The following is a 24,525-nucleotide window of genomic DNA, read 5'->3' on the forward strand; positions in this document are numbered from 1 at the left end:
TTTCTCAATTTTGAGAAGACATAAATAACCTATTTTCAATACTTTATTGCCAACTTTAGCAATGAGGAATTATTTTGAAAAAGGTGCTACTACTACTATTTTTACTGTTGGCATTATTGGTGTTTTATGTCACGAGGCCTGTGTATCAGTTCTATGCGCATCGTGGTGCAGTGCCATTTTTGACCGGGGGCACACTAACAATCCCTGAACTATCTCCAAAAGCCAGTGAAGTCTATCGCGATCTTTACAAAGAGGCGGGGAAGCAAGCCATAGAAGCAATGGCATTGCATCAGTGGAAAATTAATACTCCGGGCCTCACCGCGGCAGTGGGCGTTGATGGCGACTTGGTTTGGGCTGGTGCCGTAGGTTGGGCTGACATCGAAGAGCAACGGCCAATGACGGTGAATTCGCAACTGCGGATAGGCAGTACGTCCAAAGCATTGACCTCAACCTTGTTAGCGCGGATGTTACAAGACGGCAAAGTCGAGTTAGATGCAAAAGTGGGAGAGCTAGCACTCGGCGAACTTAACCCAAATTGGCGTGATATAACTCCGCGGCAGTTAGCGTCTCATATGGCAGGACTGCCTCACTACAAAGAGAATACAGAGCGTTTAGGTTTGTACCAGAGTATCGCCTTAAACCGTCATTATAGTGATGTGAACGATGCTGTGACCTTGTTTGACCAAAGCGATATGCTGTTCTCACCAGGTGAAGATTTTAGTTATTCCAGCTTCGGAACCGTGCTGCTTAGCGCCGTGTTACAAGAGCGCGGTGGCCAGCGTTTTCAAGCACTAATGACCCAATATGTATTCGCTCCACTCAATATGCAACAAACACTAACGAGTGAACGACACAGTGAGACGAGTGACGCTAGCGAAATCGTTGATTTTTATTGGCGGCAAGATGAAACAAAAAGAGAGGTGAGAGAGTGGCGTAAAGTGGACTTGAGCCACAGACTGGCTGGAGGCGGGTTTGTCTCAACCTCGTCTGATTTGGTGAGGTTGGGGTTAGGTTTCGTAGACTCTAATTTTATTGCGCCTGGTATTAGAGAGCAGTTTTGGACACCACAGCGTTTAAACAATGGAGAGGAAAATGAGCAAGGCTATGCCATCGGATGGCGAGTTTACGAGCAAGACTTTGGAGAACCCTTTGGCAAACTTACCGTCGCGCATCATGGTGGTGTATCCCGAGGTGCACAAAGCTGGTTGATGGTGATTGTGGAAAAAGGCATGGTGATCGCAGTGAACATGAATGCCAAAACTGAACGCTTCGCAGATTTTGCCCAGGTTGCTAAACCCATCGCCCAAGCTTTCTTACACCAATTCGAAACCGCAGATGAGAAAGTTGATAACTCAATATCGCTGATCACAACGCCCGATAAGTAGACCAAATCAAAAAGTACTCTCAATCGTTCATCTTGCAGTGCGAATAATGAAAAATAATGATATTTTCCTATTTTTACATGAATAGATTTCATAGCCATGTTGGACAGAAACGACTTATTGATTGTTGAGGCCATTGCGCGTCATGGCACAGTGACAAAAGCGGCGGATGAGCTATGTATTACGCAATCCGCAATGAGTCACGGCATGAAGCGTATTGAGGCGCGACACGAGGTGGCAATTTGGGAGCGCCAAGGTCGAGGTGTTTCACTGACCGATGCAGGCGAGGATTTACTGCGTTTTGCAAAGCGAGTGTTACCACAGTTTGAGCAAATGGAATCATTGCTCGACGCTCATGCCAAAGGAGAGATGGGACGACTGCAAATCGGTATGGAGTGTTACCCTTGTTTCCAGTGGTTACTAAAGATAGTGGCTCCGTTTCTTAAAGCCTACCCCAATGTCGATGTGGATGTGCTTAAGGAATTCCAATTTGGCGGGTTGGCCGCGTTGTTCAATTGTGAAGTTGATGTCCTAATTACACCAGACCCACTGTTTAAAGACGGGTTGGATTACGAGCCTGTCTTTGAATATCAACAGGTCCTTGTAATGCCCGACAATCACCATTTAGCAACGAAACCATGGGTAGAGCCTAAAGATCTCTGTGATCAAGTATTGCTCACCTACCCAGTAGAGAAAAGTCGCCTTGACGTGTTTAACTATTTTCTTACGCCAGCGAATCAGGGGGTTGGAGGACACAAAACCATTGAGACAACTGAAATCATGCTACAGATGGTGGCGGCTGGGCGAGGTGTTGCTGTTTTACCCGATTGGCTGGTGGAGGAGCACAGGACTGAATTCGGTATTACCGCGAAGCCCCTTGGCCAAAATGGAATTGAAAAACAGATATTCATCGCAAGACGAACTCGAGACTTGGCCAACAAACAAATTGATGCATTTGTCTCTATGGCCAAATCTCATACCCGTTAACCGAGCTAGACTAGCGATAATGAAGGGCTTTTACTTCATTTTCTTCAGGCGCTTTTTCATTGTTTTTATTTCGTCTTGTAAGCGCTCGTCTTCGTTTGAATCAATCGAGGCCAAAAGGATCTCGGCTTCGGCTTTGTTTTTGTTAAAGGTGTGAATTTGCGCCAAGCGTAGGCGAGCCCAACTCAATTCCGGCATGTCTTCTTGTTCTGGCGAAGCCGAGATATAACGCTCCAGAGCTTGTTGCGACGCTTCTGAATATTGACCTTCTAGTACGGCATTTCTACCTATTTGATACAGCGCGAGCATTTTAAACTTTTCGCTCTCTTCATCGTTTTGCTGCGATGCGACGGCGTTTTGGAATGCTTGTCGCGCTTCGTCATATTGCTCTGCTTGCTGAAAGTTTATACCTTCGATATAGGGAAACTCGGGCATATCGCCAAGGGCACTTTTGGCTTGATTGAGCCACATTTCAGTGTCGGGCAGCGCCTTGTTGTAACCCAGAGAAATCAAGGCGTAATAGCCCTCTCTCGGGTTGATTTCGATCATTTTTTTGGCAACGGTAATCGCTTTTTGCGTATCGCCCCCGGCAATACTTGGGGCGCCTTGATAAAAGCCGAGTAAGCCGTTCTGATAGACCATTTCACTGGGTTGTAAAGTGGCAGCGGTTTCGAACGAGGCTAGGGAATCTTTGGCATGAGACAAGGCGGAAAATACACTATTTTGCGCTTGAATCGCGTGAATGCGCCCGCGCAAATACCATAGCTGCGCTGATTTTGGGTAATCATCGACGCCGTCGTCGGCAAGGTCTTCTATTCGGTCTGCATCTTGCTGGAGCAGCCATTTCACTAACGGTTTGTCGAGCGAAGTTGCACTTAGGGTTTTGGCAACATAATCGTTTGCTTTACTTTTTGAGAGTGTTTCCCATTTTGCTTTCACATCTTCCACTTGTGAGTCTTGCGCCATTGCAAACAATGGGCTCAGTAATAAAAAGGGAATGAGAACGGTTGTGCGCATACCTACTCCATAAGGGTGAGTTTTCCTGATTGAACTCAGCATACTCCTGAAACGTCGCGCAGGTCACACAGTAAACTGTATAAATTTGTAATGATTGGTCGCGACGTCACTCATACTTTTTTGTGCACTGTCGATGAGCCATCATAGGCAAGCGATAAAATGCAGGATAAAACCTGCAATCCCAAGAGTAAGTGTTTTATCATCTGTTAGATGAGTTCTAGATGTCACTAATCGCAGTTCGAGTTGCGTTTTAACCGTTGCTGTCAGCATCACTCAAAATAAACTACGACTTTAAAGCCGCTTACCCTGCGGGTTTTGAACAATAAGAATATTCTTCGGAACAGGACAGAAAATGAAAAAAATCACACTTTCTATTGCCGCACTGGCGCTAATTTCGGGCCCAGTATTTGCTCATGGCGATGGTGAACACGATGTAGAAGATCAAATTAAAAAAGCCATGTCGTCTGATATCCGCACTGAAGCGGAAAAAGAGCGAGACAGCAACCGCCGACCTCTTGAAACATTAGCGTTCTTTGGGTTGGAGAGCGATATGAAAGTTGTCGAACTGATCCCCGGTGGTGGCTGGTACACAAAAATTCTATATCCAGTTGTGGAAGATCACGGAGAATATTACGCAGCGATCGGTACGGGACGCGTCAAAGAGCGTTTGGGTGATGAATTTGAAAAAATGAATATCGTTGCCGAGGATGCAAAGCTGTGGCGCGAAGAGGGTGACCGCTTCTATTCTCTGGCCTTAGATTCCCTTGGTGTTAGCGACGCAGATATGGTGTTGACGTTCAGGAACTACCACAACTTCAATGAAGTGGGTCGCAAAGCGATGAATAAAGCGGCTTTTGATGCGTTAAAGCCAGGTGGTATCTATGCTGTTGTTGATCATACTAAGCGACACATGGAACCCGATACACCGTCAAATCGCCGCCGTATTGACCCGGTTTTAGCCATCAAAGAAATCCTCGATGCGGGTTTTGAATTGGTCGATTACTCTCGCCTTCACTACCGCGAGGATGACGAGCTTCGCTACGAAGTTGGCGCAAAATCAGTCCGCGGTAATACTGACCGTTTTACGTTAAAATTCAAAAAGCCTGAGTAACACCTTCTGATATAAAAAAGCGAGCTGAGGCTCGCTTTTTTGTTTATTTCGATTTTAGTGAAAACTTACCGCTTGTTCTGATGTAAAGCAGTGAAGGTTGCTCGTTGTGAAATGCAAGCAATGCCTTTTTATCGATATTAACAAAACTGCCAGGTGTGAGTGATTGCTTTGAAGGTAGCGTCAACATACCAGAGATTACTACCGCTTTAATATCGTCAGTTTGATTCGTCACTACACCGCTAAAGTGTGGTGGCAGTTTTATCAGTGTGCCATTGGATTCACCCACAGATGACGTGCCCCAAAGCCGTGAAGTGAAGACCTTCGGTGAGATGCCTTTATCGAGAACTTGCCAATTCATGTCATCGATATGCCAATTCAGTGGCGCTTCGCCGTTGTCAAACTGCTGTTGCGTGGGCTTGACCAAGTAGGGGCCGTGATCGATTTCGAGATAAATCAAATTGTGCTCGCCATTGGCCGCTGTGATGTGATTGTCGCCGGCGGGCTGGGTCCAAAATGATCCCGTCGGCATCCATTGGAACTCGGCATTGGGATCTGCATTGTGCATCTGCCCTAGAATAACGATACCGCGATAACTGATATTGTGGATGTGCGGTGGCGAAGCAAAGCCTTGCTTGAACCTTACTAGCATACCCGTGGCGGTATCTTGGGTTCTGTCTCCCCATAAATTCGCAGCGCCTGGGCTTTTATCGCCTCGAAGTGGATTGAGATAACCCCAATTTACTTCTTCAGATAGCGTTACTTGCACTGCTGATTGTTGGTCGTTTGAGGCGACGAAAGTGGATATGCTCAACGTGCATAGCAGCAATGCCATTTTACTGATGAATTTCATGTGGACTCCTATGTTGATAAACACGTAACGATAGCGCGGTGAGTAACAGTCTAAAATGCGTTAATTGTGGAATCTCTATATAGGAAAAATTGATAATCGCTTGTTCGTGTGAAAAGCCAAAGGTGTGTGCGAATTTTGACCACGTCAAAAGAGGTGGTAGTCTTAGATTTACTGTCTTTGTTCGTAGGCGCCAATGAAAGGTAAATCATGTATATAAGGTCGAGAGTCTTGTTGTGTCTAGTGACAATGCTTTTGTCGGTGACGGTAGATGCCAAGCAAACCGTGCGTATTGCATTTATTGATGTACCTCCCTATGCCTATCAAAACCAGGAACGACAGCCCAAAGGCAAACTCATTGAACGTTTCAAGGAGATTATGTCAGCGATAGATATGGAGATAGAGTTCATTCACCTGCCGCACCGCAGGTTAGTCCAGTTTATTGAAGCGGGTAATGTCGATGTGTGGGCTGGTCTCAAACAGTCTAGAATCAAGCAAGACATCTCTTTCATTTCAAACACGCCATTGTTTACCATGAAGCTGGAGGCTTATTGGAGAAAGGGGACAACGCCAGTCCAGCAATTTGATGCCTTACAAGGGCAGAATATCATATTGATTTCTAGTTACTCATACGGTGGGCGCTATGAACACCTCGCTAGAGGCAGTCGGCATACGCGATTTGCCATCGATCATGAAGACGGTTTCGACCAATTGATGACCCAACGCAATTTCTATCTGTTGGGCTACAAAGAAATTGCAGAAGAAACGATTGAGAAATTCAATATTTCAGGGGTGGAGCATGCTTCTCTTGCTCGATATGAGCTTTACTTTAAAGTGGCTAAAACCTACCCTGGGGCAGAAGAGCTAATCAGAGACGTCGATGAATTTTTGAGTTCCTCAGACCTTCATTAGTGTTTGCTAGTCTTTGAAAATGGCCTATCGCGTTGTTTTGCCTCAGATCCATTTGTGTTTTACTTCTCACAACATAAAATGACCGTGCAATCAGTCACATCAGTTCGCAATTGGAATCGCATGAAAACGTTAGTCACACCTATGTTGTTAGTAGCAACCACTTTTAGCTCGTCTGTCATCGCACAGTCCGCCCCATCAGTTTGGGACTACTTTACCTCTCTCACCGTTGAAGAAAATGGCATTGGGGCAAGGCCCGCCGGTTCAGACAAAGAGCGTGTCGCGGCGAAATGGATTGAACAACAATGGCAATCATTGGGCTTTGATGTTGAGAAGCAATCCTTTGATTTCGAGTTGCGGGGAAACACCTTAACGTCACAGAATTTAATCATCGATATCAAAGGTGAACGCCCGGAAATTATTATCGTCGGTGCGCATTACGATTCAACCGGTGAAAAATTTGGTTCACTCGGCGCGATTGACAACGCCTCGGGGATGGCGGCGTTATTGGCCTTATCTGCTAAGATTGCAAAAAAGCCTTTACCGTATTCAGTAAGGTTAATCGCTTTTGGTGCAGAAGAGGTCGGCTTGCAAGGTGCAAAAGCTTATGTAAAACATGAATTTGATGACCGTGACAAGGCTATTGCCATGATCAACTTGGATACGATTATTGGCGGCGATAAATTGTATGTACACAGCGCCCATACCACGCCATATGATTGTCAATCTGTGCCAAATGTTACTTTCAATTCTGAGACTGTGGTAAGAGATGCGCTAAGGTCGGTATCAGTTAAACACTTTGGCGCTGAAGCGCACCTTTTGCACCCGGCCAATGATGAGTATCCAGAAGGGGTAACCGGCAGTTGGTCTGATCATGCACCCTTTGCTTGTGCTGGCGTTCCTATTGCGTACCTCGAAGCGACTAACTTTGATATTGATGGCCGTCAAGGCAAAGATGGCTATTCACAAACCACTACACCTGAGCTTTGGAATTGCTACGATAAGCAACAATCCTCTGCTTGCGAACGCAAAAAAGAGTTTAAATGGGGCATGATTTGGCACACGCAGTTTGACCGTGTTGATGCACTCCAAGCTGTAATGCCAGGAAGGCTCACTAAGCAGCTATCACAAAACGTAAAGGTGCTAACCGAGTTTGTCGAAAATGCGGATACCTATTTAAACTGATACGCTTAGCCCCGTGAGTAAAACGAGCACGGGGCGCTAAGTGTTATTGGGGTTTGATTTCGAGAATCATTTCGACTTCCACCGCAGCGTTGGCTGGCAAAGAACTCATTCCCACCGCAGCCCGCGCATGTTGCCCTTTGTCACCAAACACCTCTACCATTAGGTCGGAAAAACCGTTGATAACTTGGCTGTGCTCGGTGAATTCCGGGCTGGCATTCACCATTCCAGTCACTTTGACTATTCGTTCTACGGCGTTCAATGAACCTAGTTGTTCGACAATAGTGGCTAGTACTTCAATACCTGCCATTTTTGCAGCTTCATTGCCCTGAGTGGTGGTGAGATCCTTACCCAGTTTACCTTTAATGATTTTGCCTTGTGGTGTGACTGATATATGGCCAGAGATAAAGAGTAGGTTGCCACTGCGTACTGCGTATACAAAGGTTGCACTCGGCTGAGGTTTAGGTTTGAAAACAAGGCCCAAAGACTTGGCGTTGTCGTCGGGTGAAGCGAGTGCGCTCAAAGTAAATAAAAACAGTAACGGAATTAATCGGTATATCTTCATCGTAAAACCTCGGCTCTTATTGTGACGTTTGAAAAGTGGCAAGTGCAGCAATCGCTTGTTGCGCCTTGTCTTGCTGCACAAAAATATGGTCGTGATAATAGCCCGCAATCACATTCGCGCTGATATTGTAGTCCTTGAGTTTATTGGCAAATGCGGCAGTTAAACCAACGGCGTCTAGGCTCGAGTGCACCGTGAGTGTGATGCATCGAAAAACAGAATCAAAAGCAATGTTGTGGTCTTCTGCTTTGTCTTTTGGAATCACTAGCGTCATGCCTTCTGATTCCATAAACATCGCTATTGGCGATAGCTGCGTATATTCACCGTATTGGGCATTCGCAAAGCTTGCGAAAACATATTCGTCAGGGATTAAGGTTGGCTGCATAGATGCAAGAAGGGTATTGAGGTCTGTCTCACCACTCACGTTGTAAACTCCATCTTGGGTTGGATAGCGCAAACGATAGCACTCAGCGAGTCGAATTTGCCACATGAATCGTAAAATGCAGAGGCTTTTATTCGAATTTTTCACAGTTTTTTGTTGCCAACACCGCAAATAATCTCGACAATAAACCGAATACCGATGGATTGCGTATTGGGAGACCAATAAGGACATTCAATTAAAATAAGACCATCTGTATTGAGCCGAAACACGATGTTAAAACGAAAAACAATAAACATCTTACCCGCCGATTTATCTGTTCTGAGTACTCGACGTGAATATTCGTAATATGCCTTTCTGGCTGGCCTTTTTAATTACCCTCATTTCATGTTTTGGCAGCGTTGCATATGCCGACGATATTGTTGAGCTTCAAACCCATCGCGCCAGTATGATTGGCAAGGATCTCCAATATTTTCAGGAAGATGGTACGCGTTTATCTATCGCCCAAGCCAGGGAACGGTTTCAAAGTGGTTTGGTAAAAGACAGTTCAAGTGACGCCATCTCATTGGGGCTGGGTGTCAAGCCCGTATGGCTGAAAACCACTATTCAAAATATTCAGGGTAGTAACCAGGCCTACCGTTTTTCAGTTGAGACACCTTGGTTAGATTACGTCGATGCGTTTGTGGTTAAAAACGGCTCGGTGGTTCAAGTTGTGTCGGGCGGCGATGCCATGGCATTTGAACAACGCCCAATGCAATACCGTTACTTTGCCTTTGACTGGGTGTTCGAAAAGGGCACAACTGAGGTTTATTTTCGCGTTGAATCAGCCGGCCCTATGGCGATTCCGATTCGGTTGGCCAAAGTTGAAGACGCGATAGGTCGAGATATTCGCCAAGGTTACGAGTACGGTATTTTGTACGGTATTATGCTCGCGTTAGCAATCTACAATCTCGTACTTTACCTACTCATTCGTTTACCCGAATTTGGCTTGTACGCGGCTTACTTGTTTGGTTTTGTTGCCAATAGTTTGTCTTACACAGGGCAAATTCACGCCGTTTTCACACCAGACTTTGGACCGTATTTTCAAGACTGGGTCGATATCTCGCTGATGGTAACGTACAGCGTGTTTGGGTTGCATTTTGCCCGTGTGTTACTGAAAACAAAGGATTATGCGCCGAGATTAGACAAAGCCACCATGTGGATTGCCAATAGTATTCCAGTTGGGATGTTACTTGGTGCAGCCATTAACAGCCTGATGTTCTCTATGGTGCTCGCATTTTTGCTCAATACCAGTTTCGCTTGGTTATTTATTCTATTGGGTTACAAAGCGTTAAAAGCGAGAGTAAAACTCGCTAAGTTCTTCTTTATATCATCAGTGACTGCGGCAATTTGTATCTGTATTTCTACGGCTTCGGTAGCCGGTTTGGTGCCGTATAACGACGTAACCTTTAAGTTAATAGAAGTGGGAATGGCAGTTGAGGCGCTGTTACTCGCCGTGGTTTTGGCGTATCGCTTTAGAATGGTACAGCGGGGCAAGGAAGTTGCAGAGTTTGACGCGCGTACGGACGAGCTAACCTCTTTGAAAAACCGCCGAGGTTTTAGAGACAAAGCCGATGCTGTATGGAGCGAAATGATTCAATATAATCACGATGTCTCGGTAGTGTTGATTGATATCGATAAGTTTAAAGTTATCAATGATACCTTCGGACACGCCAAAGGCGATGTTGTGATTCGAGAAGTTGCTAGCCGAATTTATCAAACGATGAGGAAAACCGACATCAGCGCTCGGTGGGGCGGAGAGGAATTCATTTTGCTCTTGCCTGATACCGACAGAGAGCAAGCTAGGTTTTACGCTGAAAGGCTGCGCAAAGCAGTAGAAAGTGATCCCATTTTCAGTTTCGAGGGCGAAGAGGTTTTCATTACTGCGAGTTTAGGCGTTGCGGGTACGCATAGCGCGAAATTCGATAATGAGCCAGTGTCGAGCTTACAAATCGAAAAGATGATATCTCACGCAGACCAAGCCTTGTACAGCGCTAAAAATAGTGGCCGAAACCAAGTCAGAGTGTACAACGCTAAGCTGCAACCTCAGGCTATCTAACGACAACGTGACCCTTGCCAGTGCTAAAAGGCAGTTGGAAAGTGTTTTGATTTGATTTACCCTCAAGCAAAAAAGTAGGGTGTAATCTGCGTTGTACCCACTACACTCAAGGACAGATTAAGTATGAAACATCGATTCCTAAGCGCATCAATTGCGCTGTCTTCACTTTCGTTTTCCACGCTTGCCACAGATTTTATCGACCCCAACCAATTACCTGAGTGGTTTAGTAAATCATTAGTGCAAGAAAAAGAGCTAGGGGAAAGTCGCCCCGTTCCTTTTGCAGCGTTTGGCCTAAATTTAATGTTGCCGGGCAAGGTGCAAAATCACAACACAGACGATCCTACCTATTGGTATCACACGATTGATATCGGCACGGGGACAGCGATCGAATGTTACTCTTTTACCGAATACGATGGCACGGCTAATTCACTGCACGCCATTGTTCAAGAAGGCGTCAACCAGTCCGCTGTAGTGAATCAGATGAAGTTGAACAATCAGTTTAATTTTGCTCTTGATACCGGAATGATAGGCAATTCACCCTACATATTGGAAGACAGGCTTTACATACTAGAAAATGAGAAAAACAAGACCATTGGTGTGGTTAAAGGGATGTCGGCGACTACAGAGCAAGGTTTGCACATCTGCATACACAATGAGGTAGGCTATAGAGAAACGTTTAAATCTGTTTTCACAAACTACTTAAGCGGATTCCAGAACAACGAGAATAAAGCTGGCTTTTTCGAACCTGTATATCAAGTGTCGTTCAATGGCATGCCTATAGGTTTTAGCCGTGAGATTTACACGGTTGATCAAGATGGTGATGTAGGAATTGTTAACGATTCGTCTTACTTGATTCCCGTTAGTGCCAACGAGATGGCGAGTAGTGATTCGGTATCGAATTCGTGGAGTAGCCCAGATGGCTCTTTGATTAATGCCAATGAGTACGCGGTCGAAAACTCCACTTTGGGTTCCAACTTCGCTATTCAAGTAAAAGACGACAAATGGTTTGTCCAAGGTGAACTACAAGGCAAAGCCGTTGAGTCTGAACTTCAATACGACGGTTGGTTACTGTCTGGCTTTGGTAGCTATATCAAAACGAAAGCCTTGATGGAATCTGACGCAGAATCTGCCGAGTATTACATGTGGTCCTCTGAAGCGGACCCAGTAACCGCGTTGAAAGTGACGATGACGAAAATACACGACGATCCTCAAGTCAATATGCTGGTGGATATGGGCCCGGTGAAGATGCGTTTCAAGGTGGCTGAAAACGGTATTATCGAGCGCGCTTTGCTTGAACAAGGCCCATTGAAAATGAACCTAGAACTTGTCCACGTAAGAGGCGTTCCAAAACTACCATGAGAAACTTGATGGCGTTGGTGGCACTGTGTATTTGCAGTCAGGTATTGGCAGACAATACCAAAGCCATGCACGAGATTGATATTGCTTTGGCTCATGGGCATTCGTTGCCCTTGGCCAATAAAATCAGCTTTATCATACCAACAGACAACGTCGAAGGCATGTTAAACGCATTGGCGAAATGGCCTGAGATTAGCGTGACTGTGGTGGGCGAAAACAAGTTGAAAGTGGTGATGTCTCAACAGCCGAAATACCGCGGAGAACCTGACTTTGCTCATACACAATCAAGTTTTGTTATCGATTATGAAGAGGATGCGGTTCAAGCGTTTATCAACGATTTTGAAACGGGGGACCGTGACGCCTCTTTCCTCAACCGCATCGAAGGGTACGTCGCAGACTATATTACTGAACCAACGTATGTCCACGGTTTCAATATTGCGTCATTGACGGCTCAAAATAAGAGCGGCGACTGTACCGAATACTCGGTGTTAGTGGCTGCGCTTGCTCGAGCTAAAGGGCTGCCAGCACGGGTAGTCTTGGGTTCAGTTATCACTGAGTTTGACGGTGTCGTTGGTGCTTATGGCCATGCTTGGACAGAGGTGTGGTTAGAGGATGAATGGCATATTGTTGATGCGGCGTTACACGGTTCGTCGGCACCTAAAACCTTTTATTTCCCCCAAGGCGCAATTACACGTGAAGATCCAGGGTTTGGCTTTGCAATGGTGAGTCAAGCATTGCTGATGCCCAGACGTATAGAAGCGCTTCGTAATCTCGAGTGAAGCCGATTGGCTTAGATAGCCAATCGCATTGCTCGTCTATTCGCTGTCAGCATGAATAAACCCACCGCTGTCGCTGAAGCTGCTAGAACAACCCACCATGGGATGGAGAGGCTCAGAGTATATTTGGTTAACGCTAATAGGCCAAAGTAACCTATTACGGAGTACTGTACCCACAAACTCAAATGAACCGAGCGCCCATTCTCATCAGCGAACTTTCTCCATTTCAGTGCGCCTTGATAGCTTGCCACCGCCATCGCGAACACTAATACACCTACCAGTAAAAAGGAGCTCCAAACAGCGCTGTTTGGCCATCCAATAACTTGAGCCGATTTGGCTGGGCCAGACCATAGCGCATCCCAACTGACCGCTAAAATAATAGCTGACGTTACAAGTAAGTGGTTACTATCATTATCGGTTTCGTCTGGCCCACTGTACGCAATAAGCTCGCCGCGTAGAAACAGCGCTATGCAGGCGAAAGCGACGATGCCGACAAACGGAGACATCAATGGATGGATTTGCACACTCATATACGCTAAACCGTAACCCAACATAGGGAACAGGGTGTGCGTGGCACTGACACCCGCGATCCAAAAAGGAGCGCTTCGTGTCACCTGCAAATGACGCGCCCGAGCCATAGTGGCCAGCGCGACATCGACGCCGATGGCCAGCCCCATTAAGGCACTGGCAACGATAAACTCAGTGACACTAAAAGCCATTACTGTGCTCTCGAGTTTGATACAACGACATTCCCACCGCGTGTCGACCAATTTAAGCGAATGTCCCATTGGTGAATGTGCTGTGGAAGTAGTGGCGGCTGCGCTTCGTCAATACTTTCTAATACATTTGACGCTTCAACTAGTGTCGCATCTCTGCCATAGATGTAGCTCTGCTCTTTTACGATTGTCAGGTAGGCTTTATTTAAGTCTAGTGCTCGTTGTCGCGATGGCGTAATCAATGGATATATACTATCCAGTGCTTTGACTTTTTGCTCGTTGACACTGCCGTCTGAATTGAACCAACGAGATAACATTTCCGCGTTCTGCCGGAATTCGTCGCCACCACCAACGCGTTTCAAATAGGTAAGAAATTCGCCATCTTCTTCGCCAATGTTTGGCACATCGGTAATGGATTTGATATCGATGTAACCCCAGCCTTTTACCCCCGCGACTTTACGAGGGAAACTAAACGTTTCATCGATAATAGAGCCAATACTCTTATGGCACCCGGTACAGAAAAATTGTTCTTCATGATTCTGTTGGCGCAACTCGCCATCAGCATCTTCGATAAAACCTAAAAGCGTCCAACCGTGTTTATTACTGACACCTTCATCGCCGAAATCATTGACGTAAGGCAGTTTTTCAAAGTGTTTTTCTTTGCGCTCTAGGTAATAGCGACCTTTGAGCTCTCCCATGGTCAAAAACTTTTTCTTTGCCATGTAACGAACTTCTTTCATACGAGGGGCCACACTAATGTTGCCGTCCTCGTCAGTATTTACATAACGTACGGTATGTAAAAACGCGGTGCCTTCTGGGTAAAGCATAGATACAAGAGGCGTAGCGGCGGCGTCGCCTAAGTAGTTATTATGGCGGACGACTTCATACACATTTTGATCAAGCTGACCGTCTTGGTTGACATCATACCCTATTGCCGTTTCATCAAGGGGAATTGTGGTCGTGCGTTGGGTATCGGCAATGGCCATTTCTACCAATGCCAGATTGGCGTAGTAAATATCTTTGCTGTATTTGCCGGCGATCTGTTGAAAGGCATCGGGTAAGCGAATCATTACATCATCAGTTGAGCCATTGGTTGGCCAAAACGTACTGGGCATAGGTTTATAGTTGAATGCTACCCAACCGGAACCGTCCTTCGCCATGCCGTGTTGATCAAAAGCAGCGGCGCCAAGATGTAAATTTTTGACTTCAGGAATGACGCCAGACCAGTCAGACTGTTTTAGCTTATCGATAAATGGGGTGTAATTATCTTGATTAATGTACTCAAGGATTGTCGCATCAGAAATGGCAGAAATTGCTTCTGTGCGGTCTTTAAACAAATTGCGCCAGCTATTGGTTTCGCCCAAATCTGAAAAGGCGTAGCTGCCTTGTTGGAAGCCATCATTGAGCTTGTTTGGACGAGCAGGATCGTCATGGTAGCTTTGATGACAGACATAACAAGGGTTGTTTGTTTGGTTTGTTTTGGTGTAGCACTGAGGCGGAATAGGGGCTTCTTTATTGTAAACTTGTCCGGATTCGAGCCATGTCATGGCTGAGACGGGAACTACGCCATCAATCGTTTTGGTGTCGTTCAGTTGATTCAATGTCGCTGTAACCTCATCTTGCGTCGATGTTGGTTCGCGAGTGTCTTGGCTGCATGCACTCAGAATAAATGCAATGCTAGTGGCGATAGTCAGTGTTTTGTAGAAGTGGCCCATGATCTTTCTCTTTCTTATTACAACGTAATAAGGGCCACAGTCGACTGTGGCCCTTGCTTCTGATTATTCGAACATTAGTCGTTTACAGAAGGGTCATACATCCACAAGGTGTTGTTAGCTTGACCGCCATCTTCACCGATGAGAATGCGTCCATCTTCAAGGACAACCACGTTGTCCGGTTGTGACAGTCCGTTCGCGTCACATTCTTCGATACCTTCTACATTACGCTCTGCTGCACCCATGATAACTGGCTCAATTCGGCTGACATCATAGTTATCCTCGAGCGCCATGCGGTATACACCACCACAGTCTTTAACGCGATCATTAAGTTGGATATCACCAACTCCATCGATCATGCCACGGTCGATATCAGAGATAGCGAAATAAACATAAGCAGTAGTGTTGGCGTCACCATCTTCAACCAATGATTGAGCGCGGTTCGTGTTGATGTTGATACCTTCAAACTTGCGCCATTCTGCGGTTGCTCCTTTTGCGCGAGCGGCCTTGCGTGACTCTAGGAAAGCGATTCGGTCATCCATTGCTTGTCCAGCCGTGGTCGCACCCGGGTAAGTTTCTGCACCTTCGTAGCCGGCATCCACTGCAGCTTGAGATTGAGTATCTGCAGTACCATATGTCGCGTCACCTGCCGCCCAAGCGATAGCATCGGCGTCAGTCATGTAGCTGCTGCGGCCGTCGACATAATCATCACCGTCAACGCTATCGAAATCAGCAATCCAACCTTCGATAGTGGATTCATCACCACTGGCTAATTCAATCCACTGAATATCAAAGCCCGTTGTTGCGGGTTCTGTGCTGCCTGCATCTTGAGTCAACTTAGCGGCGTACAATGTACCTGAGCTAAGATCACCCGCTGTGTCGGCAACAAATTTGTAGAACACGCCGTTTGTGCTGTCTTGTGAAAGGTAAACGGTGCGTTGGTCAGGCATGACTACCGCGTTCTCGTGCTCATAGCGACCAAGTGCAAAGCGTTTCACTGGCGTTGCTGTGCCAGCAGGATCCGTGATTTCGACGATGTAGTGATAGCGGTATGTATTTGGGTAAATGGTACCTTCAGATGAATCTGTTGCTCCGGCGTTGATGAACTTTGCAAGCTCTTCGCGAGACGCATTGTCTGTATCAGCGGGGTTGTTCCACGACCATGTCGCATCGCCGTTGTTACCCCATTCTTCAGAGGTTAGCGGCGTATTCCAAGGTGTTACTGAACCGAAGCAGTTAGCAACAGTGCCATACAAACCGAAATCCAGCATAGTGACGTCAGTGTTATCGACATTCCAAACACCAGTTTGCGGGTCTTTCTCTAGTTTCATTCGGCTCATGCCACCTGGGAAGTATTCCCAGTTTGTGAACAAGTAGCCTTCATTTGCACCTGTTGATACATAGCCGTTGAAGTCCGGCCAGCCTTCTGCGATAGAGAATGACTCTTGTAGGCCATTTGCACCAACAACGCGACCCAAGCCATTGCTCAAGTTACCATCGAAATCATCGCCATACTGGCCAAGGATTTTGTATTCACCATAAGCTACTTGTACTGTTTCACGCTCTTCATCTGAAACAGGAATTGGCGTAGAGATAGCGTTCTTAGGAATATTGTTGATATTGACACCTTCGACAACGCCAACGCCGCCACGGTTGTGCACTTTGCCTTGGGCATCTGCTTCGTCGTTGACTTCATCAGGGTGTTGGAAGTTGAAGAATAGGTCGCCAGATTCAGTGACAAATGCGCCAGTGACTTCTGCCCCCGTTGGTACTGTCGCTAAACGCACCAAGCCTGCCGGTTGAACGACACCGCTGTCGCCTGGCGCACCTGGAGCGCCGTCTGCGCCAGGAGCTCCATCTGCACCTGCTGCGCCGTCAGCACCTGCTTCACCTTGAGGGCCAGCAGGGCCAGTTGCACCATCGTCTCCGTTACAGCCTGTAAGTGCGAAGATCAATGCCATAGCCATTGCTGACATTTTGAACGAATTATTAACCATGATAGACATCACTCATTCCTAATTTTAGATTATGCTTATATTCGATGAACATTATTGAGGTGCCTCCACGCTGCGTTATCGTTATTCGGAGGCGGCAATAGTCTGAAAATTAATTTTTACAAAATGGTGACGCTTAAATTTCATTAATGATTATTTTTTCTTACAGCAATATGGCATTTGTATTACATGCTAAGTATGGCTTGATATAGAGGAAGTGGTCGTGCCAGATTTTTCTGGAAAGATAAAAAAATAAAATTATAAGAAAGTCGTTTTAGTGAATTTTTTATGATCTTTTTATGTCGATCTTAAACGTATTACTAGACGATCTTTAATAGATTTGATGGTTAAATGAAATTTAAGTGATTGAAATTAAAGCTTATTGTTATTGAAAATCATTCTTGTTTAATTTTATTGATTGAGTAATTAAAGATATTTTTAGATTTTTATTAAGATTTTATTTTTTGCTTTTATTAATTTTATTGTTGTCATTTTCATTTGTTAAAATTGTTTGTTTCGGTTGTGTTGTCTTTATTGGATTTTCTTTCTAATCTCTATCAATTGATTTTTAGTTAACGCTTATCTTATATATAAGGGTGGCGGCATTGATTTCGTATAACGGCTAACAACTAAAACGTCTAAGCTATAACTCAAATAAACATGAATACGTATGCAGCATGTTTAAAATTTGAAATTTAAATGTAAATTTTATGTTTCCTGTGGGCTCAGGCCCAACCCTAACCTGGAAGGGAATATAAAAATGAAAAACAATAATGCAACTAGAACATTGGTTAAGCAGGTGTCGACAGCACTTGGTTTAATGGCCGCGCTCTCTGCAAGTCAAGCCAGCGCAGACGTTATCCTTCACGCTTTTAATTGGAAGTATGATGACGTCGCAACGAGAGCGCAGGAAATTGCAGATTTAGGATACAAAAAGGTCCTTGTGTCACCGGCTTACAAGTCAACAGGGGATCAGTGGTGGGCGAGGTATCAACCACAAGACTATCGCGTCATCGACAATCCTCTAGGCGATACGGATGACTTCAAAGCAATGGTTGCGGCGTTGAAAGCAAAAGGCGTTGAAACTTATGCGGATATCGTTTTTAACCACATGGCCAATGAAGCATGGAAGCGTTCAGACCTCAGTTATCCAGGGACAGAAGTACTGAATGAATACGCCAGCGATATTAACTATTACAATGGCATTACGCTATTTGGCGATGTGACATTTGGTTTGTTTGGTGGCGGTGATTTTCACGGCACTTTCGATCAAGGTGGGCCCAAATGCATCAGCAATTACAGTGATGTAGGGGATGTGCAATATAACCGTTTATGCGGCGCAGCACCGGATCCAGGTTTGCCTGACTTGGACCCCAATAACTGGGTTATTACACAACAAAAAGCGTACTTACAGGTCTTAAAAGACTTCGGTGTAACAGGTTTTCGCGTTGATGCTGCCAAACACATGAACAATTACCACATTAATAGTGTGTTCGATTCTACAATCAAACAGGGCGTGCATGTATTTGGCGAAATCATTACGACTGGCGGCGCCGGAACAAGTGAACACGACAATTTTCTCGCGCCTTATCTGAGTGATACTGGGCACTCTGCATACGACTTCCCGTTGTTTGCACAAATTCGCTCTGCACTCGGATTTGGTGGTTCAATGAATCAACTTGTCGATCCAGGCGCTTATGGGCAAGCACTTGCGGGTGATAAGGCGATTACCTTTAGTATTACTCATGATATTCCTCTCAACGATGGCTTTCGCTATCAGCTGATGGATGCAACCGACGAACATCTCGCCAATGCCTATATTCTTGGCCGAGATGGCGGGGTGCCTTTGATGTATTCAGACAACAACGAAAGTGGAGACAATCGTTGGGTTGATTTGTACAAGCGTGATGATATCAAAGGCATGCTCGCGTTTCACAATGGCACGCAAGGCCGTTCTATGCAGGTCATCAATCACAACGACTGCATCTTGCTGTTTAAGCGAGAACACGTCGGGGTCGTAGGTATCAATAAATGCGGAAGTGGCCAAGATATTTGGGTGAATACCGCTGAGCATAACCTTTGGTGGTACCGCAATTACCGCGACACGTTAAGTAACGACGTGCAAAACATCTCTAGCCAATGGCATAAGTTTTATTTGCCGGGACGAACGGCGAGAATGTGGTTAATGGAGTAGGCACTCGGTTTGTAAAAAGGTGGCACTTGCCACCTTTTTTAGTTTTCATGGCAGAGAGATTGTTGGTGATACGTTTAGAAACCTTGTATGGTGAGTGTCTGGTTAACGATGTGATCTTATTATGGCTGCCGATACGACAATGACATTGATGGACTGGAAGCAACAAGGCGAATATTTTCAGTACCAACAACATCGCGTATTTTTCCGAGATTCAAAATCGCAATCAAATGAAGTGTTGGTACTGATTCACGGTTTTCCTACCTCTTCTTGGGACTGGTGTGCAGTTTGGCCTGAACTTGCTAAGTACTATCGGTTGATTACGCTCGATCTGCTTGGTTATGGCTGGTCGGATAAACCGAGCCGGCACGACTATTCCATTTTGGAGCAAGCCGATATTGTTGAGGCATTATTAGCTGAGTTATCGATAAAGAAAGCACGTATTGTCGCCCATGACTATGGTGATACCGTCACCCAAGAGTTGATGGCACGGCGTCAGCATAACGAACAGACACACACTTTTGATATTACTTCTGTTGTCTTAACCAACGGAGGTTTGTTTCCCGAAGTTCATCGCCCACGTTTTATCCAGAAACTATTGGCAAGCCCTTTGGGCTGGTTAGTGACTCGACTACAAAACAGACGACAATTCGGTAAGAGTTTCGCACCTATTTTTGGGCCCAACACTCAACCCAGCGAACAGGAACTTGATGAATTTTGGTCTTTGATTCACTACAACGGTGGTGCTTATCGATTTAATAAGCTTATCTGCTATCTCAAAGAACGTGTGATGTACCGTGAAAGATGGGTAGGCGCGCTTGTGGCACCGCCATACCCGGTAAGGTTCATCAATGGCCTAGTCGACCCCATATCCGGTGAGCACATGGTAGAGCGCTACTGTGAGTTAGTCGAAAAGCCAGATGTTGTAAAGCTCCCAGAAATAGGGCATTACCCCCAAGTAGAAGCTCCAGAACAGGTGTTAAATGCCATCCTACAATTCCATGGTATCACCTAGCTTACATTTATGAGTGACTGAAAGTTGTCACTGCCATTGTGTTTGTCGGCGACTTTTTTGAATTAAACCGTAGACTTTTTAAGCGCAGGCTTTATAGTGCGCGTATTCCATGTACAGACTTCGCGAGTCTGCACTGTCCCGTCTTATTGTTTCCGGAAAAGTTATGATTACAGTATCCAATGTTACCATGCAGTTTGGTAGCAAACCGCTATTTGAAAATATCTCAGTCAAGTTTGGCAACGGCAATCGCTATGGTTTGATTGGCGCCAATGGTTGCGGTAAATCTACGCTGATGAAAATCCTTGATGGCACGCTGGCTCCGTCTTCAGGCAATGTGTCAGTCACCCCGAATCAGCGAGTGGGTAAATTGAATCAGGACCAGTTTGCGTTTGAGGCTTACTCGGTGATTGATACTGTTATCATGGGACACAAGGAGCTGTGGGAAATTAAGCAGGAAAGAGATCGAATTTACAGCTTGCCTGAAATGAGCGAGGAAGACGGGATTAAAGTTGCTGAACTTGAATCCCAGTTCGCCGAGATGGACGGCTATAGCGCAGAGAGTCGCGCAGGGGAGATCCTAATCGGTGCGGGTATCTCTCAAGATGTGCACTACGGTTTAATGAGCGAGGTAGCACCCGGTTGGAAACTCCGTGTACTACTAGCTCAAGCGCTATTCTCAGAGCCAGATATTTTGTTGCTTGATGAACCAACCAATAACTTGGACATTGATTCAATTCAGTGGCTTGAAAACATTCTTAATGAATACAGTTCAACTATGGTTGTGATCTCGCACGATAGACATTTCCTTAACTCAGTGTGCACTCACATGGCCGATATTGACTATGGAGAGCTACGAGTCTATCCGGGTAACTACGATGACTTCATGCTGGCATCGACGCAGGCGCGAGAAACGATGATGGCGGCAAACGCCAAAAAGTCCGCGCAAATTACTGAATTACAAAAGTTCGTTGCTCGATTTTCTGCAAATGCATCGAAAGCCAAACAGGCGACATCTCGTGCTAAGCAGCTTGAAAAGATTAAGCTCGACGACATCAAACCTTCAAGCCGCGTGAACCCCTTCATCCGCTTTAATCAGCAGAAGAAGCTTCATCGTCAGGCGCTCATTCTTGAAAACGTAGGGCATGGGTTTGAAGGCGAGACCCTGTTTAGTGGCGGTAATTTGATTTTAGAAGCCGGTGCTAAATTAGCGGTGATTGGCGACAATGGTGTGGGGAAAACGACGTTCTTGCGCTGTCTTATGGCAGAGTTAGAAGCGCTAGAAGGCGTGATCAACTGGTCTGAAAATGCGACGTTGGGATATTGCCCTCAAGACAGTAACGATATCTTCGATGTAGATATGAACCTATTTGACTGGATGAGCCAGTGGCGCAAACCTACCGATGATGACCAAGTGATTCGCGGTACCTTGGGTCGCATGTTGTTCTCGGCGGAAGACTCTAAGAAAAAAGTCAGTGTTTGCTCTGGTGGTGAGAAAAACCGTTTGTTGTTTGGGAAATTGATTCTTCAAGAAACGAATGTCTTGATTATGGACGAACCAACAAACCATTTGGATATGGAGTCTATTGAGTCATTGAATATGGCACTTGAGATGTACGAAGGTACATTGATTTTCGTTAGTCATGACCGAGAATTCGTCTCATCCTTGGCGACAGAAGTTATCGCTATTCATGACAACAAGCTCGAGCACTTCAAGGGTACTTATGATGAGTTCTTAGCCCATCGCGCCGCGAACCATTAAAATTAAATTACCTCCAAATGGCAGCGTTCGCTGCCATTTTTTCTTTTTCAAGAACCGTTTCCGCTCCTGCTTCGTCTTTACAGTAAACCACCTAGAATCTAAAGAGGCTTGCTGTGCTATCGTTTTACTTAGAGATTGTAAACTGTTTTATGTTGGTTGAACTGTCAGTGTTACGTGCGCTGTTAGTCGCGATTATGAAAGTTCTCGTGCTTTTGATGCAACTTCTGCCTTAATGGACTTACTGTGAAACCCGAAGAAATCGATTTATTGGTAATGGATTACAAATCCGGCGACCAGCGAGCATTGCAAAAGCTATATCGCCATTTTGTTGTTCCCATGCATCGCTTTGCCATTGCTAGAACGGGAGAAGCGTCAAGCGCAGAGGACCTGGTGCAAAACGTATGGTTAAAAATCAATAAGCGAGTGGTAATGCTTCAAGACGTCTCATTGTTCAGGAGCTGGTTGTATAAAGCGTTGCGCTGGGAAATTTTGGATTGGCAACGGGCCGCTCAAAAGACGTTAGTATGTGAATCTCCCACCACCGACGTGACTGTAAATGACATCGATACCGATGTTCTGGACCTGATGCCTTCACTTCGCCAATTAGAAGCAAAAGAGCGAGACGTAGTGGAGTTGTTTTACTTGAACGAACTATCTGTGAACGAAACGGCCTTAGTGCTTGGGGTTCCCGTTGGAACGGTCAAATCTAGGCTCGCGAGGGCCAGAGAAACCTTACGCCAATATTACGAGTCATAAACCGAAAAAAGAGGTATGTATGAACGATTTTGAACAGAAACTGAAAGCCGACCTTGCCGAGCAAGCCAAAGCACTAGACACCCTCATGAGCGAGGACAATTCGCTTGCTGGATATATGAAAATGGGGTTTGAAACGCCATTGAGCTGGTTGGTGAAAATCGGATACGTGATAGCGATCGTATTGAGTATTGTAATGTTTTTTTGCGGTTATCAATTCTTTACAGCTGCGCCGGAGCACGAGGTGTTTTGGGGTGTTTGTCTCATGTTGAGTTTTAACGCCCAAGTCGCAACAAAACTCTGGATTTTCATGCAAACCAATCGCAATTATTTGTCTCGAGAATTGCGGCTAATCTTATTGCGCAAGGGTGATTTATCTGTGTAAGACTGGCACAATAACTCGTAACGACTTGCGCCAAGGCAGGCGCGATGACTCTCATACATACAATAACAACAATGATAAGGTGAGATATGCGAGGGATAACGACAGTATTTTGGGCCGCTGCCATCTCCTATTTGGCGCTGCTGCCTTTATCAGGTTACGACGCGCAGCCTGCTCACAAAGCGCTCCCCATTTTCATTCTACTCATATGGTTGTGGCGTCAGCCTGTGGCAAGAAAACCTTTGGTGTTGGCTGCCATTGGCTTCTCATCCCTTGGCGATATCTTTTTAGCCTTGACGTTTTCTTTTAACTTTCAGGCGGGGTTACTCGCGTTCGCCTGTGCTCAATTGTGTTACGCCGTGTTCTTTTTTTCATCGCCAAACTGGGCACGTGCTAAACGACTTCCCGTAGCGTTAATCGTAGTGACATTTTGCCTAGTAGGTGGTGTCGTTGTTCCTACAACTGGGGAGTTGATGTGGCTGGTACTGTTTTACACAAGCACGTTGATGTTGATGACTTGCGGTTCAGTGGTTTGGACGAACGGCGTGGCCCAGACCGCGATAGGGGCGGGGGTGTTCGTGTTATCCGATTCGCTTATCGCTATTAACAAGTTTGTTGTGCCACTGCCTTATGAAAGTTTCTTGATAATGGTCACGTATTATCTTGCACAATATTTAATTGTAACAGGCATAGCAAAACAAGAGTTGGCGGTCACCGAGGTTGCTAAAGCAAATTAACTCGCTTCGGTTCGTTTGTCATATTCGGTTTTGGCGACGCCATCGGCGTCGCTGAATAGCCCTTTAGCAGATAAATTAAACCCTGAATTCCCTTGTATGATTTGTCGCGTTTCACTCAGAAATGCAACAATATCGTCGTCGGCGGTAGACGCACTTTTCAAATCGTTAGCGAAATTGCGGGTAAGCCCTTGCTCGAACATTTCTGATAGTTGACTGACTTGATTAAGCTTAGTTTGCACCGCCTGACTTTTATCGATATATGCCTGAAGTCGACCTAGTGCATCATTGGTTTGCTCGTTTTCACTAAGTTCGATTTGCCATCCGTTCTGACTGCGCTCGATTCGAATGTCCTCGGGCAGGTTAAGTTTTGTGGCAACGTCTTGCAGGTCTGCGGTGAGCAATGACCGATTGTGCTCAAGTAGGTTGCCGATTGTCGAAAGAGAGATGTTGGTATCGCCGGACTCAATGCGATCTAACAACTCGTTGACAGCGTTATCCGCCAGTGGACTCGAAAGTGTTTGAATATCGTTTTCAATCGTAGTGCTGGTGGAATTAGAGGCGATATTCGACAGCGCACTTTTACCTTTATCTGGGGAAGAAAGGTAATCAAAAAGTGAGAGACGTTGGTCGATTTGCATCATTAGGCTCGGTTTATCATGCTGA

General features: G+C 45.6%; 22 protein-coding genes. 14 read left to right on the plus strand and 8 right to left on the minus strand.

Annotated features, from left to right (window positions below):
- Nucleotides 1–83: 83 nt before the first annotated feature.
- Together AC27G9_RS09240 and AC27G9_RS09245 are read left to right on the plus strand one after the other, a co-directional pair.
- Nucleotides 84–1,385, plus strand: a complete 1,302-nt coding sequence (locus AC27G9_RS09240; protein ID WP_487073669.1) for a serine hydrolase domain-containing protein — start codon at nt 84–86, stop codon at nt 1,383–1,385.
- Nucleotides 1,386–1,481: 96 nt separating this feature from the next.
- Nucleotides 1,482–2,369 carry a LysR substrate-binding domain-containing protein gene (locus AC27G9_RS09245; protein WP_487073337.1) on the plus strand — a complete coding sequence of 296 codons (888 nt, stop codon included), beginning with the start codon at nt 1,482–1,484 and terminating at the stop codon, nt 2,367–2,369.
- A gap of 30 nt (nt 2,370–2,399) precedes the next feature.
- Here AC27G9_RS09245 and AC27G9_RS09250 read toward each other — a convergent pair whose 3' ends face one another.
- Nucleotides 2,400–3,383, minus strand: a complete 984-nt coding sequence (locus AC27G9_RS09250; protein WP_487073339.1) for a hypothetical protein — start codon at nt 3,381–3,383, stop codon at nt 2,400–2,402.
- Nucleotides 3,384–3,735: 352 nt separating this feature from the next.
- Between AC27G9_RS09250 and AC27G9_RS09255 the strand changes: the two genes are divergently transcribed.
- Nucleotides 3,736–4,494: a class I SAM-dependent methyltransferase gene (locus AC27G9_RS09255; RefSeq protein WP_487073341.1), complete on the plus strand. Its 759-nt coding sequence runs from the start codon at nt 3,736–3,738 to the stop codon at nt 4,492–4,494.
- A gap of 43 nt (nt 4,495–4,537) precedes the next feature.
- Here the strand turns inward: AC27G9_RS09255 and AC27G9_RS09260 are convergent, their stop codons facing one another.
- The gene (locus AC27G9_RS09260; protein WP_487073343.1) at nt 4,538–5,344 is read right to left on the minus strand and encodes a DUF4437 domain-containing protein; all 807 of its coding nucleotides are present in this window, start codon (nt 5,342–5,344) and stop codon (nt 4,538–4,540) included.
- 207 nt (nt 5,345–5,551) lie between these two features.
- Here AC27G9_RS09260 and AC27G9_RS09265 point away from each other — a divergent pair, with 207 nt between their 5' ends.
- Together AC27G9_RS09265 and AC27G9_RS09270 are read left to right on the plus strand one after the other, a co-directional pair.
- Nucleotides 5,552–6,253 carry a substrate-binding periplasmic protein gene (locus AC27G9_RS09265; protein WP_487073345.1) on the plus strand — a complete coding sequence of 234 codons (702 nt, stop codon included), beginning with the start codon at nt 5,552–5,554 and terminating at the stop codon, nt 6,251–6,253.
- A gap of 120 nt (nt 6,254–6,373) precedes the next feature.
- A complete protein-coding gene (locus AC27G9_RS09270; RefSeq protein ID WP_487073347.1) occupies nt 6,374–7,435 on the plus strand; it encodes a M28 family metallopeptidase in 1,062 nt (353 codons plus the stop codon).
- Nucleotides 7,436–7,478: 43 nt separating this feature from the next.
- On the opposite strand, the gene AC27G9_RS09275 is transcribed toward AC27G9_RS09270, so the two are convergent.
- Nucleotides 7,479–7,997: a RidA family protein gene (locus AC27G9_RS09275; protein WP_487073349.1), complete on the minus strand. Its 519-nt coding sequence runs from the start codon at nt 7,995–7,997 to the stop codon at nt 7,479–7,481.
- Between the two features lie 16 nt (nt 7,998–8,013).
- Nucleotides 8,014–8,418, minus strand: a complete 405-nt coding sequence (locus tag AC27G9_RS09280) for an ACT domain-containing protein (RefSeq protein WP_487073351.1) — start codon at nt 8,416–8,418, stop codon at nt 8,014–8,016.
- Between the two features lie 289 nt (nt 8,419–8,707).
- Here AC27G9_RS09280 and AC27G9_RS09285 point away from each other — a divergent pair, with 289 nt between their 5' ends.
- From AC27G9_RS09285 to AC27G9_RS09295, 3 genes are all read left to right on the plus strand, one after another.
- Nucleotides 8,708–10,471 carry a sensor domain-containing diguanylate cyclase gene (locus AC27G9_RS09285; protein WP_487073353.1) on the plus strand — a complete coding sequence of 588 codons (1,764 nt, stop codon included), beginning with the start codon at nt 8,708–8,710 and terminating at the stop codon, nt 10,469–10,471.
- 123 nt (nt 10,472–10,594) lie between these two features.
- Nucleotides 10,595–11,830 (plus strand): hypothetical protein, encoded by a 1,236-nt coding sequence (locus AC27G9_RS09290; protein ID WP_487073355.1) that lies wholly within the window; start codon nt 10,595–10,597, stop codon nt 11,828–11,830.
- A complete protein-coding gene (locus AC27G9_RS09295) occupies nt 11,827–12,606 on the plus strand; it encodes a transglutaminase-like domain-containing protein (protein WP_487073357.1) in 780 nt (259 codons plus the stop codon). Before AC27G9_RS09290 ends, AC27G9_RS09295 begins: the two co-directional genes overlap by 4 nt.
- An 11-nt stretch (nt 12,607–12,617) precedes the next feature.
- On the opposite strand, the gene AC27G9_RS09300 is transcribed toward AC27G9_RS09295, so the two are convergent.
- The 3 genes from AC27G9_RS09300 to AC27G9_RS09310 form a co-directional block, all read right to left on the minus strand.
- Nucleotides 12,618–13,322, minus strand: a complete 705-nt coding sequence (locus tag AC27G9_RS09300) for a hypothetical protein (RefSeq protein WP_487073359.1) — start codon at nt 13,320–13,322, stop codon at nt 12,618–12,620.
- Complete coding sequence (locus AC27G9_RS09305; RefSeq protein WP_487073361.1) at nt 13,322–15,034, minus strand: hypothetical protein; 1,713 nt, start codon at nt 15,032–15,034, stop codon at nt 13,322–13,324. The genes AC27G9_RS09300 and AC27G9_RS09305 overlap by 1 nt, the downstream gene beginning before the upstream one ends.
- Before the next feature lie 74 nt (nt 15,035–15,108).
- Nucleotides 15,109–17,037, minus strand: a complete 1,929-nt coding sequence (locus AC27G9_RS09310; RefSeq protein WP_487073363.1) for an alkaline phosphatase PhoX — start codon at nt 17,035–17,037, stop codon at nt 15,109–15,111.
- Nucleotides 17,038–17,785: 748 nt separating this feature from the next.
- Here AC27G9_RS09310 and AC27G9_RS09315 point away from each other — a divergent pair.
- From AC27G9_RS09315 to AC27G9_RS09340, 6 genes are all read left to right on the plus strand, one after another.
- The gene (locus AC27G9_RS09315; protein WP_487073365.1) at nt 17,786–19,219 is read left to right on the plus strand and encodes an alpha-amylase family protein; all 1,434 of its coding nucleotides are present in this window, start codon (nt 17,786–17,788) and stop codon (nt 19,217–19,219) included.
- A 121-nt stretch (nt 19,220–19,340) separates the two neighbouring features.
- Nucleotides 19,341–20,231 carry an alpha/beta fold hydrolase gene (locus tag AC27G9_RS09320; RefSeq protein ID WP_487073367.1) on the plus strand — a complete coding sequence of 297 codons (891 nt, stop codon included), beginning with the start codon at nt 19,341–19,343 and terminating at the stop codon, nt 20,229–20,231.
- Nucleotides 20,232–20,394: 163 nt separating this feature from the next.
- Entirely contained in the window at nt 20,395–21,990 is a 1,596-nt protein-coding gene (locus AC27G9_RS09325; protein ID WP_487073369.1) for an ABC-F family ATPase, read from the plus strand.
- Between the two features lie 243 nt (nt 21,991–22,233).
- Entirely contained in the window at nt 22,234–22,746 is a 513-nt protein-coding gene (locus AC27G9_RS09330; RefSeq protein WP_487073371.1) for an RNA polymerase sigma factor, read from the plus strand.
- Between the two features lie 19 nt (nt 22,747–22,765).
- Nucleotides 22,766–23,128 carry a DUF6768 family protein gene (locus tag AC27G9_RS09335; RefSeq protein WP_487073373.1) on the plus strand — a complete coding sequence of 121 codons (363 nt, stop codon included), beginning with the start codon at nt 22,766–22,768 and terminating at the stop codon, nt 23,126–23,128.
- Nucleotides 23,129–23,214: 86 nt separating this feature from the next.
- Nucleotides 23,215–23,862 carry a lysoplasmalogenase gene (locus AC27G9_RS09340; protein WP_487073375.1) on the plus strand — a complete coding sequence of 216 codons (648 nt, stop codon included), beginning with the start codon at nt 23,215–23,217 and terminating at the stop codon, nt 23,860–23,862.
- Here the strand turns inward: AC27G9_RS09340 and AC27G9_RS09345 are convergent.
- Nucleotides 23,859–24,503: a hypothetical protein gene (locus AC27G9_RS09345; RefSeq protein ID WP_487073377.1), complete on the minus strand. Its 645-nt coding sequence runs from the start codon at nt 24,501–24,503 to the stop codon at nt 23,859–23,861. The two genes, AC27G9_RS09340 and AC27G9_RS09345, sit on opposite strands and share 4 nt — an antisense overlap.
- Nucleotides 24,504–24,525: the final 22 nt, after the last annotated feature.

This window comes from Alteromonas sp. 5NS40-0096, from assembly GCF_057544385.1.

What these genes read in the sequence shown, in the direction of transcription:
- AC27G9_RS09245 (WP_487073337.1), top strand. Translation starts at nt 1,482, where the DNA reads ATGTTGGACAGAAACGACTTATTGATTGTTGAGGCCATTGCGCGTCAT.
- AC27G9_RS09250 (WP_487073339.1), bottom strand. Translation starts at nt 3,383, where the DNA reads ATGCGCACAACCGTTCTCATTCCCTTTTTATTACTGAGCCCATTGTTT.
- AC27G9_RS09255 (WP_487073341.1), top strand. Translation starts at nt 3,736, where the DNA reads ATGAAAAAAATCACACTTTCTATTGCCGCACTGGCGCTAATTTCGGGC.
- AC27G9_RS09260 (WP_487073343.1), bottom strand. Translation starts at nt 5,344, where the DNA reads ATGAAATTCATCAGTAAAATGGCATTGCTGCTATGCACGTTGAGCATA.
- AC27G9_RS09265 (WP_487073345.1), top strand. Translation starts at nt 5,552, where the DNA reads ATGTATATAAGGTCGAGAGTCTTGTTGTGTCTAGTGACAATGCTTTTG.
- AC27G9_RS09270 (WP_487073347.1), top strand. Translation starts at nt 6,374, where the DNA reads ATGAAAACGTTAGTCACACCTATGTTGTTAGTAGCAACCACTTTTAGC.
- AC27G9_RS09275 (WP_487073349.1), bottom strand. Translation starts at nt 7,997, where the DNA reads ATGAAGATATACCGATTAATTCCGTTACTGTTTTTATTTACTTTGAGC.
- AC27G9_RS09290 (WP_487073355.1), top strand. Translation starts at nt 10,595, where the DNA reads ATGAAACATCGATTCCTAAGCGCATCAATTGCGCTGTCTTCACTTTCG.
- AC27G9_RS09295 (WP_487073357.1), top strand. Translation starts at nt 11,827, where the DNA reads ATGAGAAACTTGATGGCGTTGGTGGCACTGTGTATTTGCAGTCAGGTA.
- AC27G9_RS09300 (WP_487073359.1), bottom strand. Translation starts at nt 13,322, where the DNA reads ATGGCTTTTAGTGTCACTGAGTTTATCGTTGCCAGTGCCTTAATGGGG.
- AC27G9_RS09305 (WP_487073361.1), bottom strand. Translation starts at nt 15,034, where the DNA reads ATGGGCCACTTCTACAAAACACTGACTATCGCCACTAGCATTGCATTT.
- AC27G9_RS09310 (WP_487073363.1), bottom strand. Translation starts at nt 17,037, where the DNA reads ATGTCTATCATGGTTAATAATTCGTTCAAAATGTCAGCAATGGCTATG.
- AC27G9_RS09315 (WP_487073365.1), top strand. Translation starts at nt 17,786, where the DNA reads ATGAAAAACAATAATGCAACTAGAACATTGGTTAAGCAGGTGTCGACA.
- AC27G9_RS09320 (WP_487073367.1), top strand. Translation starts at nt 19,341, where the DNA reads ATGGCTGCCGATACGACAATGACATTGATGGACTGGAAGCAACAAGGC.
- AC27G9_RS09325 (WP_487073369.1), top strand. Translation starts at nt 20,395, where the DNA reads ATGATTACAGTATCCAATGTTACCATGCAGTTTGGTAGCAAACCGCTA.
- AC27G9_RS09335 (WP_487073373.1), top strand. Translation starts at nt 22,766, where the DNA reads ATGAACGATTTTGAACAGAAACTGAAAGCCGACCTTGCCGAGCAAGCC.
- AC27G9_RS09340 (WP_487073375.1), top strand. Translation starts at nt 23,215, where the DNA reads ATGCGAGGGATAACGACAGTATTTTGGGCCGCTGCCATCTCCTATTTG.
- AC27G9_RS09345 (WP_487073377.1), bottom strand. Translation starts at nt 24,503, where the DNA reads ATGATGCAAATCGACCAACGTCTCTCACTTTTTGATTACCTTTCTTCC.